This is a genomic window from Nitrospina gracilis 3/211, from assembly GCF_000341545.2.
In the GTDB taxonomy this organism is placed as follows: Bacteria; Nitrospinota; Nitrospinia; order Nitrospinales; family Nitrospinaceae; genus Nitrospina; species Nitrospina gracilis.
This window is the reverse complement of sequence record NZ_HG422173.1, coordinates 207383-222759: the sequence shown is the minus strand read 5'-3', so window position 1 is coordinate 222759 and position 15377 is coordinate 207383. Positions and strand designations below refer to the sequence as shown.

Below are 15377 nucleotides of genomic sequence, written 5' to 3'. Positions count from 1 at the left end.
ACAGGGTGCTAGACAAATATTGCCTCACTCCTTACATTGGAAGTATGGACCTTCGCTACACATATCGTCTGGGGTTCGCCCTTTCCGCGGCGTTGTGGTTGAGCGCCTGTGGCGGCAAACTGTTCCAGATTCCCTACAACACGGAGCCCGATGAACCCGAGCCCACCGCCATCAAGGTGGGGCTGGAGCTGGGCGGCGCCAACAAGTTTTTCAAGAAGTGGCTGGACGTCGAGCAGATCGACATCTCCGGCATGGCCCGGCTGGACAACGGCGATTTCTTCCTCATCCACGATTCCAAGGACTCCCCTGCGGAGCAGTTTCGTCCCCGCTTCGGCGTGTTGTCCATCGACGCCGTCAACGGAACCTCTCTCTACCAGGAAATCCGCCTGAGCGACCGCACGTGGCGAAAACTGGGCGGACCGGCCAACGACCTGGAGGCCATTTGCGGTCTGCCGCAGAACAGCGACGAGTTTCTGTTGCTGGAAAGCTCAAATTACAATGGCCGGGATGGGCGAATTTTTCATGTCCGCCTGAAACAGCGCGGCAAGAAATGGAAAATAAAAATACTGGGCATGGCGTCCCTGCCGAAACAGGATGAAGATGAGGAAACGCCCTACAACTTTGAAGGCATGGGGTGCGTCCAGGAAGCCGACGATCGCGTCGAAGTGGTGCTGGGCGACCGCGGCGAGGGCAAGCACCGGAGCCGCCTGTTCTGGAACACGCTGGATTTGAGGAAGCACCGGTTCCTGCGCGGCGACCGCTTCAAGGTGCTGGAATACGGCATCCGCGCCCCGGTATGGGAGACGCTGGGCGAAACCAATGTGCGCCACATCTCGGACCTTTACATCGACAAACTCGGACGCATGTGGATTGCATCTGCATATGACGAGGGAGACTTCGGTCCATTCGCCTCCGTGGTGTACATGGCGGGATACGCCTCGCCGGGCCATATCCTTCCCGTGGACTGGAACCCCGATCCCGTATTCCAGGTGAAGATCGGCGGCATCAAGATCGAGGCGCTGGGTCCGGCTCTATCGGACGACTGCCTGTTGAGCGTCGGCACCGACGATGAAGGGTTCGGCGGGCAGTTGGGCGAGGTTTTCTGCAAGGACCCGGAGGTCAAGGTGTACAACGAAAACCTGCCCACCAACTGACGGCGGCCCCCTGCCACCGTTCTTTTCTTTTCCAGATTATTTTTTCCGAAGCAGGTACACGATTTTGCCGTGCTGGTTGTAGTGGCCCGCGGCCACGCCTGCGGCGTCTCCCACGCCGAAGTACAGGTCGGCGCGGCCGGGTCCCTTGATGGCGCTTCCCGTATCCTGATCGAGCACGAAGCGGGAAAACGGCTTCCAGCCGATGATTCGGTTGTTTTCATCGAGGACCGGTTTGGTGGCGGAGATGAAGGCCAGGCCACCGCCGGGGTAAAGCCTCTTGTCCGTGGCCAGGGCGCGCCCCGGCACCAGCTCGACCCCCGCCGATCCCGTCGGGCCCTGGTCCGCCAGCTCGAAGAAAATGTAGCGGCGGTTCTGGAACAGGTAACGCGGGATGTGTTCCGGGTTGCGCTGGAAATAGGCCTTGATGCCCTGCATGCTCCCCTCACCTTCGGTGATGACGCCGTCCTTTATCATCTGCCGTCCGACGCTTTTGTAAGGAAGCTCGTTGGACCCGTTGAAGCGCACCGCCTGTACCGTGCCGTCCGGAAAGCGCAGGTACCCGGAACCCTGTATGTGCAGGAAGTACCGGTCAAGGTCATCCTTCAGCCATGCGATCTCCAGGTTTCGGTCCCGCAGGACGTAGTCCCCGTCGATTTCCTTGCGCGTCAGCAGAAGGTTGCGGGTGCGGCTACTGAGGTGATAGCCGTAGTCGCGGTTGCTTTCCGGCTGGGTCCAGATCACCCGGCGTGTGGGCGCCTGTTTTGGTTTGCGGTAAAGAGGATAGGAGTATTCATGGCTCCGGTATCGGCTGGCATCCACGATGGGCGTGTAGTAGCCGGTGAACTGCATGCGCTTGCGACCGCGGCGTCCTTTTCCCGCCTCGATGATTTCAAACTGCTCTTCCACCGCACGGCTGAATTCCTCCGGCGACAGGCCGCTCACCAGCAGGCGGCGAAAGGCGATGAGCGTTTCTTTCAGGTCGCGCTTCGTCACTGTGCGCGAACCCAGGCGCAGGCGTTCGTCCAGGTTGGCGAAACGGAAGGCGCTCAACTGGCGGTCGATGGCCTGCAGCAGGGTGCCGCGGCTCATGTCGTCGAAGAAACGCGGCGCGTTCACAAACTCCAGTTCGTTCCAGTTGTCGGAATCCCGGGTTTCCACTTCAGGCGGCGGGGCGAAAGTTTTATCGGTAAATACCCGGATTTTATCGTTGGCTGGGGAATCGGGTTGCACCAGGGGTTCCGCTTCATCCAGCGTATCCGCTTCGTAATGCACCGCGTAGGGCAGGGAATCCACGTTTTGTTTTTGCGACTCTTCAATTTGATGCAGCCAGTGTTTTGCCTGGTCCGGCCGGGTGGGCGGCAGAACGGAGGTGGAACCCGATGAATGTGGCGCGGATGTTGTTTGGTATCCCACTGACGTTGAATCGCCTGCCATATAAGGAGACGGTGTGGCGCACGAACTGAAAAACAAAAAGAAGACGATGGCAAACGTGCCCGGCGGGACCGTGAACCCGTTTTCGTTTCCCTCTCGTTTTGAAGGCGCCCTTCTTTGCATCCGTTCTCCTCAATGGCAGGTGGAATCAATCCATCAACCGCGGGCCATCTCCACGATGGCTTCGTTGGCCAGCTGGTCGGCGCGTTCGTTTTCGGGATGGCCCGCATGCCCGCGCACCCACTTCCAGGTGATGTTGTGAGTGTCGGCCAGCCGCCTCAGTTCCTGCCAGAGTTCCTTGTTTTTCACCGGTTTTTTGGTACTGGTGGTCCAGTTGCGGCGCACCCAGTTGGGCATCCATTCCGTCATGCCTTTAACCAGGTATTCCGAGTCGGTATAGAGTTCCACTTCGCTCGGCTCCTTGAGTTTTTTGAGAGCCACTATGGCGGCGGTCATTTCCATGATGTTGTTGGTGGTGCTGGGGTCGGAGCCCTTGAATTCCAGCTTTTTCCCGTTTTGGAAGATGAGACCCCCGTACCCCCCGGGCCCGGGGTTGCCCTTGCAGGCACCGTCTGTGTAGATCAAAATTTTCTGCATTCCGGGCCTCCCCCGCAATCTGTCCATAATTGATTGATTTTAAAAAACAAAACCGGGGAAATGATAGCATAAATTGGGGGAGCCGAAAAATATTTGAAAACTTTTTAGATGCCCCCGCCTCTCAAAGTATTAAGGTAAGGTGTTTTGATGACATGGGGGGAGAACTCATGACTACCAGCCTGGGAGAAGATTTGAGGACCACCCTTCAATGTTCCGACGCCGTACAGATCTGCATGGCAATGGAACGTGAAGGCATTGCTTACTACGAGCGGGCGGCGAGGAATGTGAACGACGACCGCGTACGGCAGGTGCTGGAGCACCTGGCCGATCAGGAAAAGGACCACGCCCGCACGCTGCAGGAGAAATCGCGTTTTCTTCAACCTGCGGTTCAGCGGCGTACCCCGGAAAAACCGGAAGTCCAGCGATTCATCCGGCAGCAGATTCTGGGCAAGGTGTTTCCAGAAACCCGCAGGGATCGACCGCAGTCCTGGACCGATGCGGAAGCGTTGGAAATCGGTATCCAGTCGGAGAAAAACTCCATTCAGATTCTGGAGGGTCTGATTGAGCAGGTGACCAAGATTGACGTTCGCACCGTGTTCTCTCATTTGGTGGTGGAAGAGAAAAAGCATCTTGAACAACTGCAGGCATTGAGGGCGCAACTCCCGTGATTTTAAGCCTTCCTGAGGGAAAGGGCGAAAAATAGCCCCTTTCCTTATCCTCTGATCCACCATAATGATGCAGGGCTGTATGCAGGAATGATGTTTGTAACGGGTTTGTAATAAGGGAAACCCGCAGCAGGACCGCGCCCCGCACCCCCAAACCGCCCCGCCAAAATATTTTAATTGGTTGATTTAAAAGCGTTTTCTCTGTTGGTGGGGGTCTCTGGCGCCAGGTTGCACGCCAAAACTTTTACTTTTGGTCAAGATTGGGATTGGAATTAGTCATAGGCAGGCCAATTTTTCCCCAGATTTTTTTGGGGCACGAGCCAAATCGGGATACAATCAACCGGAAGTGTTTAAAAGGGAAAAGGTTTGACAACCTCTTCAAATGTGGTTTATATTTGAACCTCCTGAAATGACAGAGTTTATATAACCCTTTAAAATAAAAGGATTACACGGATGGAACCATATCAGGTTTTGCCTGGTCCCGAGGCGTTTTTGCCTCCCGCCGCGGCTCAAAGAGGCATTGTTTTGCCGGACCCGGGGCAGGCGCACATTGAGGGCCGACTTGTTGATGAAGATGAAGCCGTCGAATACGCGGCTCGAAAAATATTGGGCGCGAAAGTACCGACGATTTTTCCTGGCCCCTTGGTGTTGTGGAAATGGAATGAAAAAGCTGCGAAAAAGGCCAAGGCGCTTCGCAGGCTGGCTGATACGGCTCCGATGCGGTTGATCCCGATGGCGGATTACCGGCCCAAGTATCCAAAGATTGACCCGGAGATCGAGATCAACCCGAACCATCCGAATCTTACGATCTGGCACAACCGGATCGATGTCTGCATATTCGTTGGCGTGCATTGTCATCAGGCGAACCTGGCTCTCAAGATCATTCGCGGGGGTACGGATTGCTATACCATCGCTTACTGCGCCCAGGCGGGCCACGAGGATGCGTGTCTGTCGTTGCGGGATATCGGCGTGGACACGATCAACAACCTCACTGATACCATCGAGAGGTTGAAGAAGGAAGGCGTGAAGAGTCAGGCCGAGCCTTTCACCCAGTTCAGAACAAGTGTCAAGGGACGTTTTGTTGAAGGTTCCTGATTAAGAATATAATTTTGAATTTGTAAATCCGCTTTATACAAGCGCTCTTTTTCAAAAAATGAGGGAGTGATTTTATGAATAAAAAGGTTGAAACCCAGGGCAAAAGAATTCTTTTGTCGGAAACAGTGGAGCTTGGTCACAAGAACCAGAAGGGTCAGGTTTTTACGGACCCGAACGAGATGTTCTTTGACGCGGAGCGCACCCCAGCGTTTCTGACCGGTTCCGAAGTTATTCGCGAAGCCATCAAACGGTCCAGCCTGGATATTTCGGTGGCTTATCCGATCACCCCTCAGAGTGAAGCGGCGGCGCTGATTGGCGAGTTGTACGCCGAAGGCTATCTGGGGGATTATTTCCGGGGTGAGAGCGAATTCGCGGTTATGGGCGAATGTGCCGGCGCGGCCTTTGGCGGGGCGCGGGTGTTCACCACCACCGCCGGTCCGGGCACCATGCGGGCGATGGAGAACTTCCCCATGTGGGCGGGTTCCCGTTTGCCCATCCAGGTTTGCGTGACCTGCCGCGGCATCAACTCCCCGCTCAGCATTCAGCCCGACACGCTGGAAATTTACTACCTGCTGGAAACCGGCATGCTGGTTTGGCACGCAGAGACGGCGCAGGATCTTTACGATTGGATTCTGGGTGGCTTCCTGGTTTCCGAGCAGCCGGACGTGCATGTGCCTCTGGCCCTTTGCTGTGACGGCTTCTTCGTCACTCACACAAAAGACACCGTCCTGTTGCAGTCCGAGGAGATGTGCCTGCCGAAATACGATCCGTACCGCTCTCCGGTTACCTGCATGGACATGGAAGTTCCGCCGGTGCGCATGATGCGCGACCCGTTTGTTATGAAATCGAATTACATCAGTTACATGACCCACGCTTCCTGGCAGTTGGAAATCCACGCTGCCGTAGAACGGTCCCGCAAGCACACCAAGGCGCTGATGGGCGGCTCCTTGATCGAAACCGAAAACCTCGATCGCGAAATCTTGATCGTTTCCTCGGGTACGGCGGTTTCGCAGGGCCGTGAAGCCATCCGCCTGCTCGAAGAAGAACATGGTATCAAGGTGGGTCTGGTCAAGATCAAATCCCTGCGGCCGTTCCCGCACGAGGAAGTTCGGGAAGCCACGGCGAATGCCAAGCACATCATCGTGCCGGAATTCAATGTCGTCGGTTGGTTGGCGCGGGAGATCAAAGCGATCGTTCCGAACAACGAGCGTGTCTACGCCGGTCCTCACGTTGCAGGCGGCATGACGATGCCTTCGGAGGTCATTGTCGAAGAGATCATGAAACACTTGGGTATCAAAGCCAATACCCTGTCCTCCCGCGGCAGTTAGTCGAAGGGAAGCGTGAGGTTAACTTATTTAAACTTTAAATACATTTTGCACATATATCTGAGGTGAATCATTTATGAGTAAAGAACGAATCCAGTTGAGTGAAGACTTGGCTGACATCATGCCGCAGGAGTACCACGACATGGTGGAAAACGCCACATATGGCAATACCCAGCGGGGCTGGAAGGACATCGGTACCAGCAAAGAACTGATCGAGGAACACTCACTGTGCGCGGGTTGTCCGGAATCCATCGCTTTCCGGTTCATCCTGTCCAGTATCCCGAACCCGGAAGACTCCGTGTTCGTCGGTTCCACCGGTTGCACCAGCCTGGTGTTCCCGCACATTGCGGTTCATAACATCCATTCCTTGTTTGGTAACCAGAATGCAATCGCTTCCGGCCTTCAGCGGGCCCTCAAGGTGCGCTACCCGGACAGGATCAAGGATGTTATCGTTCTTGCCGGTGACGGCGCCACCGTTGACATTGGTCTTGATATGACCATGCAGTCCTGGTTCCGTCAGGAAAAGTTCACCACCATCTGTTTCGACAACGAGCTGTACGCCAACACCGGCGGACAGGAAAGCGGCCTCATGCAGAAGGGCTTCGTTGCCAAGATGGCTCCGGTCGGCAAGGGGTTTGAAAAAGTTCGCCTGCCGGAAATCGCTTTTGAGTCCGGTTGTCACTACGTGGCTTGCCTGACGGTATCCAAACCGAATCGCGTTGAGAAAGCGATCCGCAACGCCATTCACGTTTCCCGTGAATTCGGCCCGACCTACGTTCAGCTCTACACGCCGTGCATCCTTGAGATCGGCAAGCAGAGCATGGAAGGTTTGGATGAAATGAAGGACGCCGAATCCATTGGAGGTCGTTTCGTGATGAAGGAATTCATGACGGATGAGGTTAAGGCCTTCCTGAAGGAGTTGGACGCCAGGGAAAAAGAGGAAAAGAAGGCCGCCAAGGCCCAAGCCGCCGCGAAGTAACGGTGCCAAAGGAGACTAAAAGGAGACGTCATGAGTGAAGAGCAAGTAATGAAACGGATGAATATCCGGATCTCCGGCTTGGGTGGGCAGGGGGCGGTTACTGCCGCTCATCTGTTGGCCATGGCCGCGAACAAGATGGGAAAATACTCCATCTCCAATCCGTTCTTCGGCGCGGAAAAGCGGATGGCCCCGGCCGAAAGCTATGTGCGCATCGGTCCGGTTAAAATCTATGACCGCGGGGAACTGGTTTTCCCGGAAGTCATCATGGTGTTCCATCCGCAGGTCATCACCATGCAGAAGAGCTACACCGCTCCGTTTTATTCCGGAATCAAGGAAAATGGCTTGATCATCATCAATACCAACGTGGACCTGCTGACCGATGAAGACCACAAACGCTTGAACGACCTCAACGTTTCGGTCTTGAACCATGATGCGACGCATATGGCATTGGAAGTCGGCGGCACCGAGCTTTCCACCAATATGGCGATGATCGGCGCCTGTGCCGGTATCACCAAAGTGGTGGACCTGCCGGCGCTGGAAGCTGCCCTGCAGGACCGCTTCGGCAAACGGTACGTCGCTTCCGGCGGTACCGCTACGCTGGACGAAGCCATTAAAAAGAAGTATGCTAAAAAGGAGCAACTGCTCCAGAAAAACAACGATACGATTAAAAAGTCTTACGAGATTGCCTCGGAGTGGGTGAAAACGTCCAATTACTCGCCTGCGTTTTACGGCCCCGGTGAATTCGAGGCAGTTGGGGCCGCAACGGCTTCCTAAGGCTTTTTTGGATTTATAATCTTCAAGATACCGGAAGGAGCCATTCAGCGTGTATAACGTAGCTTATGTTCATGATGATAAATGTATCGCGGAAAAAGGGTGCAGGCTGTGCATCATGTACTGCCCCGAAGCGGACTGCATCAAACTCAACACCGAGAAAATGAAAGCCGAGGTCATCACCCATCGTTGTAAAGGGTGTGATCTGTGCAAGGTGGTGTGCAGCACTCATAATGCCATCAGCATGCACCCGGTTGATTCGAAGACCGGTAAGATCATCCTCGAAGCAGAGGAAGGACAAACCGCTGGATTGGGCCAGGCTTACGCCGGGTAACTTCCTTAAAGGTTTCAATAACCCATGGTCGTATCCGGCCATGGGTTATTTTTTTTTCAAAAACCGAAACCCGGCGCACGGCCCAGGATGAAATCCAGGCCCTCCCGAAAACCGTATTCAACCGCCCCATCAGGCGTTATCACTAGGGTGTACCCATGGACGAAAATGTTTCCAAGCAAGTGACCTGCACCTTGTGCAAAGCCACGTATGAGCCTGTTTTTGAACCTGAGGAAAACGAGGGTGCCTACAGGGTCCACTGTTCTTCCTGTGTGAAAGGCATTCAGATCGCACGCAATGATTTCGTGCGGGTGGCCATAAAGGAAGTACTGAAAATCGAAGGCGAGGCCTTGGCGCTTGCCGTGCAGACTTACCTTTCAGACTGCCCCTGCGGCCAGCCGTTCAGCTATGACGCAGGGAAGCGGTGCCCCGAATGCCTGAAAAAAATAAAACGCGAAATCCGCGGAGAAGATAACCGACCCGGCGAGTACTATTACATCTGGAACCTGAAAAAACTGAAGGATATGGAAGGCCGCCTGTTCGAGCACATCCTCAACAGGCTCGATTCGGAGGACATGTCCATGCAACAGCTGATCGACAGTTTCGAGTCCGGCCAGATTGATCCTGGAACGTATATGGAAGAATTGGAAAACCTGCAAATCCGGGAAGCCAAAGATGTCGCCGTCATCAAAACCTGGGCCATCCTGGTGGGACCGGAAATGGCGTTCCGCGCGGCGGAAGAGCACGCCCTTATGGAGAAATACGGAACCCGCATCCTTGTCAGCATGGCCGCGGGAATGGAGGCCGCGTTCGGGACCAATATCCTGACCACGCTGACGCGGGAAGAGAAAAATCTGGACGGCCCCCTGCGAAAGGAAATCCAGACTTTCATCAAAAAGATCGCAGGCGGATTTTAAGGATATAAGTTTTTTGAATCGATTTCGGTTCGCCTGTAATCTAAATTTTTGAAAGGGCGGTTCCCGTCCTGTTCAGCAGTTTTTCAGAACCACCCCGGGCTCCCCTGACCCGGGGTGGTTTTTTATGCCCTCTTTTCCTCACTCCGTACGGTCCACCACGTGCACCCGCACCTCGGATCCGTTGGCCCGGATTTCCGGAATATACATGGCATGCCCCATCACCGGCAATGCGTGAAAATGCCCCGGAACTTCCGCGCGCAGCGTGTAGCGGATTTCCCACACACCCTGCGCCAGTTTATCCACAAACAATGCCACCTTTCTGTCGCGCAGTTCCTGATACACCCAACGTGAGCGCCCGGTGTAATCGCTGGACGACAGGTACGGAGGCAACACCACGTGCTTTAACTGGGGGGCCTGACCAGCCACAGGTTCGGTCTGACTGCCGAATTTTTTCAGGATGGAGGACCATTTCAGTTCACGCGCATACAGGTCGCCGCCACTTTTTACTTCCACTGCCTCGAAGCCCGCGGGCTTGAGGTCCTCGAACACCAAATATTCGTAATGATTTTTCGCCTCGATGGTGAGGACGGTTTCAATGCGGTCGCCACTTGTAACCTGCTCCCCATCGTTGAGCGGTTGCTTGTCGTAGACGTATCCCTTCAGCAGGCTTGGCCGCCCAACCAGCTTGTAGTACTGACGCTTGACGAAGATTTCGTTACCTGCAGGCGTGATGGGTTCTTCCAGGCTGAAAAACTCCGCGTGTGCCGCGAAATACAAAGGACCTTCGCCGCTTCCCTCAATGCGGATCTCGTTCGCGCCGTTGCGGACGAGGCCGGGATCGATCGCATACCGGCTGGGAGCCTGCAACACGTCCTCCACTTCGGTTTTCGCGATGGAAGTGCCGTTCACGATCAATTCGTATTCCTGGCCGCCTGCAAGTTCGCCGGAGGTTTTCAGGTAGTCATTGAGCGCGAGTACGGCGATGGCGGTGTTACGCGTGTTGCTCCAGTGCGCGCCGCGCCGGTTTTTCACCAGCCAGTTCATCGCAGGCTCGATCAGCTCGTGTCCCGGCGCGATGGTCAAAAGCGCCCGCAGGGCGAACGCCGTGGCCTCCACGCCGCCGTCAGACCACCGGTAATAAATCCCGTCTTCGCCCCAGTGAGCGGTCGCCATGACGGCATCCTGGTTACCTCCTGTCCCATGATGAAGAATGGATTGATCCGGCCGATTGTCGACCTGCACGCCGTTCTCCAGATTCTCAATCAGAATCCGGGCGTCCTCCCTGCGGTCCAGGTAATGTGCGGAGAGTGCCAGCAGGGCGCGCCCGTAGGCTTTCAACCGGTCCTTGTGTTTCCACAGATTGGCGTACGCCTTCTTCTGGAACCTGTTACCACGGTCATTGCCTTTATGACCGTGGTGTGCTGCCGCATGGAGTAGGAACGCCTGCATGTCGTATTGCGCTTCGGCTTTCACGAGAGCCCGGTTGAGGTAGTGGTAAGCGCGATCCAGGACGTCCCGCCGCACCTCCACGCCTGCCTCGCGGGCCAGTCCCAGTCCCCACAGCACGTATGCCGACATGAACGGATCGCTGTCGCCTTTTTTCCACCAGCCCCAGCCGCCGTCGGAATGTTGAAAGTCGTAAAGCCGGTCGAGCCCGGCCTGCGCCATGGCTTCCAGCTTTTTCAGGTTCTGTTTGCCCCTGGGATGCGTCTTGCCTGTGTGCTTGGGATCAATGCCGCCAAAAACGCGGTTCATCACATCCGTCTCATCCAAACCCAAATCGCGCAGGGTTTTGCCGACGATCACCGTCGGCAGAAAACGGCTCAGGGTCTGCTCGGTACAACCGTATGGAAATTCGATGAGATAGGGCAGGGAATCGAGCAGGGTGACGGCGATGCTGGGGCTCACCTGCACGGTCAGCTGAGTGGAGTCGAGTTTGCGTTCCGCCGGGATGTCGAGCAAAACCGATACCGCTTTGCCACGCACCTTCCCGGATTTGGCGAGAAATTTTTCGATGCCGTGTTCGTGTACTACGAACCGTTTTTCCATGGCGTCACTCAGTTTCGGAGTGCGAGCCAGCACCTGAATTTTAACGTCCCCTGGTTTTTCCACCACCCCCAGCCAATCCACGCGCACCTCACCGCGTGCGGGAACGGAAACCAGGTTCAACCGGGTTTTATCCGTTGCCGTATGGGTGAGGCGCTTGACCAGGCGCACGCCGCCCGCAGCTTGAATGCCGGGTGCGACATCCATCGGCGCATCGGTGTTGTTGTTGATGATCGCGGATAGAACGACCTCATCGCCGGTCACAAAGAAACGCGGTGCCTGAAGGCGGACGATGAGGGGATTCTGCGTGTGGGTATGCCCTTTGGCGATGCCGAAGCGGTTGCTCCGGTCCACCACGCGTGCCGTGGCGCGCCACTCGGTCAACGAATCGGGAAACGTCACCTTCACCGTCGCCTTTCCGTCTTTGCCTGTATGCACGTTGGGTTGCCAGAACACCGTGGTGCGAAAATCCGAACGTACGGTCACCGCCCCTTGTTCCTCGCCACCCCCCTCATTCATTTGTAGCCGTTCCTTGCTGCCGACCTTTCCCTCGGACTTCATTTGGTCCATGTCCATCGCCATCGGCGCGGATTCTTCCATGAGCTCGCCAGGATAGACTTGGGAGGTAGGTGCTTTTTTATAGGCCGCGCCGAGTTGGTCATTGAAACCCTTGTCCTTGAAACGTCCCGGTTCGTACGCCCGCCGCTCCAGCTCGTTCTTCCGCAACTGGTCTTCGCGTTTCCGGTCGCGGTAGGTTTTCATCTGGAACGTGCTTGTCATGTTCAGACGGTTGGGCCGCTTGCTGCCGAAGAAAAACTGGCGGGGGTCCGGCGCAAGCTCGTCCTGGATGTAGAACACCGATTCATCGACGAGCGACAATGCCACCTCGGTAGCCACAGGTCGGCCTTTGTGGTCGAGCGCCGTGACGGTGAGCGTGCCTTCTTCACGCGGCCGGTACTGGTCTTGATCCGGTTTCACCTCCACGTTCAGGAACTGCTTCACCGGGGGCACCACAACCTGTTTTATGTCTCTGTGAATCCGGTTGTCGCTCACCATGAGCCCGTTCAGGAACAGGTTGGGAACGTGTTTTTCTTCGATGTCAAGTTGCACCAGCTTCACATTGCCCGTCAGGTGAACGAGGCGGTAGCTGTACAGATTGTCGGCGGACACGCTGAACAGCACGTAGCGGTCACTGGTGTGCGAAACCAGCATGACCGGAGCGGTCTCGCCGGCGTGAAACGTATCTTTATCTACGATGATCTCCAGCCCTCCGTGGCGGTAACCGAGGTCGGTGGTGTTATTGTCCGCCACCCACACCGTGGTTTCCGCGGTGATGGGCAGGCTCTGCGGATCTTTCTGCGACGACCATGAGAAGCGGTAATAACCTTCCCGCTCCGGCGTGAAGGTGAACAGCGCTTCCCCTTCCGTATCGGTGGTGACCGAACGTTTCAGGATTTCGTCGTGCTGGTAACCGCGAAACTTCAACTTCCATCCGGGCTGGCCCGGTACCGGCGGGGGAGGGAAGATGGTGGTTTTTTCGCGAACCGATTTCAATTCCGCACCCGCCACCTCATGCCCGTCGGGAGCAATCCAGATTTCGAACCAGTAGTCGCGGGTGACGGTGATGGTGCCTGTAGCGGTGTGCGGCCGCTCGTTGGCGTCCACCGACTTGATGTTAACGCCGATTTTATCCTGCGGCTGGTACAGGTTGTGTTCGCCTTTCAACTGCACGAAATACGGATGGCGCGTCACCTTCACCGTGTCCTTCGCCACCACCTCGCGACGGGAGGCGTCGGTCACCCGCGCTTCGATCTCGTATTGGAGGTCCTGCCCGCCGGGCTGGGTTTCAAACGTGAGTTTCGCTTTCCCTTCCTGATCGGTCTTGATCACTTCCCGTTTCACCTGCTGGCCGGAGCCCCAGTAGCGGTGTGGTTTCTGGATCATGTCACCGTAGTACCAAGGATAGGTGCGCTCTTCCTGCCAGACGTGGTAATACGGTTTCTGGAAAACCACGACCTCCACATTGGCATTGGCAACGGGACCGCCAAAGTAATATTCGGCGGTGATGTCCACCGTCACCTCATCCCCCAGCGAAAACACCTTGGGCTTGCCGTTCTCTTCCGGACTTTTGACCGCGACCTTGAATTCCGGCAGCTTGTATTCCTCCAGACGAAACATCGCCGCCCGCCCAATTTGACGGCTGTTTGTGCCGGAGGTGCGGAATTCGATCCGGTACTCGCCGAGTGGCAGGGTCTGGGGCAGTTCCAGTTCCCCCCATGCGCTTCCAAATTCATTCAGCCTGACCGAGTCTTCTTTCATTTTAGTGCCACGGGGATCGTATACGGTGTATTTGAGCTTTTCCTTGTAGGGGGTGTGATACACATCTCCGTCGTATGTACGGGCGGTCAGTTTCCATTTAACGGTTTCTTCCGGGCGGTAGGCCGGCCGGTCGGTATGCACATAAATTTTCCAGGGCCGCTGGTTTCTCCGGTAATCGCGGTTGTAGCCCATTGCCAGCGCCTGCCGGCCTTTCAGGGTCGCCGCCATGAAGAACTGGGAATTGTAGCGGCCTTCTTCCAGTTCGAACACGGCGAGTCCGTCTTCATTTGTTTTTCCTTCCGCGTCCCGCCACCGCCATTTCCGGCCGTCGTAGTAATGTTCGAAAAACCGCACTTCCGCTCCGGTGATGGGTGCGCCGCTCATGCTGTCACAGAAATAGCCCAGAGCCTGCTGGCTGGCGTTTTGCGTTACCAGTGCTGTGTCGGTGACGAGAATGAGTTCGCGTGCTTCCTCCCCGCCCCCCGTGGCGCGGAGCAGGTAGGCGCCCATCGGAAGTTTTTCTTTCAATTCGATGCGCCGCGCGCCGGGCATGTGGTCGCCCAGATCTTCCGTGTCCTCGCGCCACGATTGTGTCGCGGATTTGAGGAGCAGGTTGACGCTGTTCATCCAATGCGCCGGATTGCTTTCATCCATCAGATCCACGTCACGGGTGAGGTCGATGGCGTACAGATCCAGTTTGATGTCGGATACGTTGCGCCAGTTGAGCGTGAATTCCGGTGTGGTGCCGGGAAGGAAAATGCTGGGCACCCCAATGTTCAGGACGGGCCGGGTGATGGCCTCGATCTGACGCTTTGCGTCGTCGTAATAACGCGTCTCGCCTTTGTCAAACTCGCGAAGCAGTTGCGAATAGTAATCCAGGGCTTTTTTATAATTCTGCTTGCGCACGGTCTGGCCGTCCGCAAGGATGATGACCTCGCCGGACCCCGCCAGCCACTGCGCGTAATGATAAAGCGCATCGTCGTGCCACTCGGAAGCGCGCCCGCCTTTCAGCGCTTCTTCAAACGCTTCCGGAATTTTTTGCTGCTGCCAATGGTTGCCGCGGTTGCGCAACGCCATGGCATAGAGGTATTGGGCGTGGTGCCGGTCCGCGTCTTTCTTTGCGATCTTGCGCGCGTTGTCGAGGAACTGAATGGGCACGTTCATGCCGTAGTAACCGTAGTTATAATTTTGAGGGACCCATGACGGTTGCGTGATTTTCCAGATCATGTTGAGGTAGCGGTCACGCGCCAGTTCCACATCGCGCGCACCAGCCCACCAGTCCAGCGCGTTCTGGTAATAGCGCCATCCACCACCCCAGTTGCGGCCCTGCGTGCGCGACCAAAAGAAATCGCCAAGCGACTCCTGCACCTCAGCCCAGATACGGTCGCGGAACTCCGGGTGCTTGACGTCGCGCACCATTTTTTCCAGTTGGAAACGGGCCTTGTCTACCGTGGTGGTATCCGGGTTGCTGGAGGCCGACTGCGCCCGCCACAACGTATCCGCGAGACGGAACTGCACCCATCGCGTGTCATATCCGTTCAAAACCAAACTGGCCGCGTCAAGATACACCTTGTGCGCACGGGAATACGAGCCGCGCTCATACAACAGTTCCGCTTCCGCCTTGAGTTGTTCGAATACATCCTGCGAAGAATCGGAATAGGATGGGGTGGAAGGAATCAGCAGGACCAACAGGGCAAGCGCGCACCAGAAAACATTTTTGATGGACCGGGATGGGATTGGCATACCG

11 protein-coding genes are annotated in these 15377 nt (G+C 56.1%); 8 read left to right on the top strand and 3 right to left on the bottom strand.

The window, feature by feature from the left end; genetic code table 11:
- Nucleotides 1-44: 44 nt before the first annotated feature.
- On the top strand, nt 45-1154 hold the full coding sequence (locus TX82_RS01025; protein ID WP_005011294.1) for a hypothetical protein: 1110 nt from the start codon (nt 45-47) through the stop codon (nt 1152-1154).
- Nucleotides 1155-1190: 36 nt separating this feature from the next.
- On the opposite strand, the gene mltA is transcribed toward TX82_RS01025, so the two are convergent.
- Together mltA and rnhA are read right to left on the bottom strand one after the other, a co-directional pair.
- Complete coding sequence (gene mltA / locus TX82_RS01020) at nt 1191-2447, bottom strand: murein transglycosylase A (RefSeq protein ID WP_187291885.1); 1257 nt, start codon at nt 2445-2447, stop codon at nt 1191-1193.
- 294 nt (nt 2448-2741) lie between these two features.
- Entirely contained in the window at nt 2742-3182 is a 441-nt protein-coding gene (rnhA, locus tag TX82_RS01015; RefSeq protein WP_005011291.1) for a ribonuclease HI, read from the bottom strand.
- A 167-nt stretch (nt 3183-3349) separates the two neighbouring features.
- Between rnhA and TX82_RS01010 the strand changes: the two genes are divergently transcribed.
- From TX82_RS01010 to TX82_RS00980, 7 genes are all read left to right on the top strand, one after another.
- Nucleotides 3350-3850 (top strand): ferritin family protein, encoded by a 501-nt coding sequence (locus TX82_RS01010; RefSeq protein ID WP_005011289.1) that lies wholly within the window; start codon nt 3350-3352, stop codon nt 3848-3850.
- Between the two features lie 450 nt (nt 3851-4300).
- Entirely contained in the window at nt 4301-4942 is a 642-nt protein-coding gene (locus TX82_RS01005; protein WP_005011287.1) for a carbon monoxide dehydrogenase beta subunit family protein, read from the top strand.
- A 74-nt stretch (nt 4943-5016) separates the two neighbouring features.
- Entirely contained in the window at nt 5017-6270 is a 1254-nt protein-coding gene (locus TX82_RS01000; RefSeq protein ID WP_005011285.1) for a transketolase C-terminal domain-containing protein, read from the top strand.
- A 73-nt stretch (nt 6271-6343) separates the two neighbouring features.
- Entirely contained in the window at nt 6344-7246 is a 903-nt protein-coding gene (locus TX82_RS00995) for a thiamine pyrophosphate-dependent enzyme (protein ID WP_005011284.1), read from the top strand.
- A 30-nt stretch (nt 7247-7276) separates the two neighbouring features.
- Nucleotides 7277-8020 carry a 2-oxoacid:ferredoxin oxidoreductase subunit gamma family protein gene (locus tag TX82_RS00990; protein ID WP_005011282.1) on the top strand — a complete coding sequence of 248 codons (744 nt, stop codon included), beginning with the start codon at nt 7277-7279 and terminating at the stop codon, nt 8018-8020.
- 49 nt (nt 8021-8069) lie between these two features.
- Nucleotides 8070-8351, top strand: a complete 282-nt coding sequence (locus TX82_RS00985; protein ID WP_005011279.1) for a 4Fe-4S dicluster-binding protein — start codon at nt 8070-8072, stop codon at nt 8349-8351.
- A gap of 155 nt (nt 8352-8506) precedes the next feature.
- Nucleotides 8507-9265: a hypothetical protein gene (locus TX82_RS00980; protein WP_005011278.1), complete on the top strand. Its 759-nt coding sequence runs from the start codon at nt 8507-8509 to the stop codon at nt 9263-9265.
- Between the two features lie 138 nt (nt 9266-9403).
- Here the strand turns inward: TX82_RS00980 and TX82_RS00975 are convergent, their stop codons facing one another.
- The gene (locus TX82_RS00975; RefSeq protein WP_005011277.1) at nt 9404-15373 is read right to left on the bottom strand and encodes an alpha-2-macroglobulin family protein; all 5970 of its coding nucleotides are present in this window, start codon (nt 15371-15373) and stop codon (nt 9404-9406) included.
- Nucleotides 15374-15377: the final 4 nt, after the last annotated feature.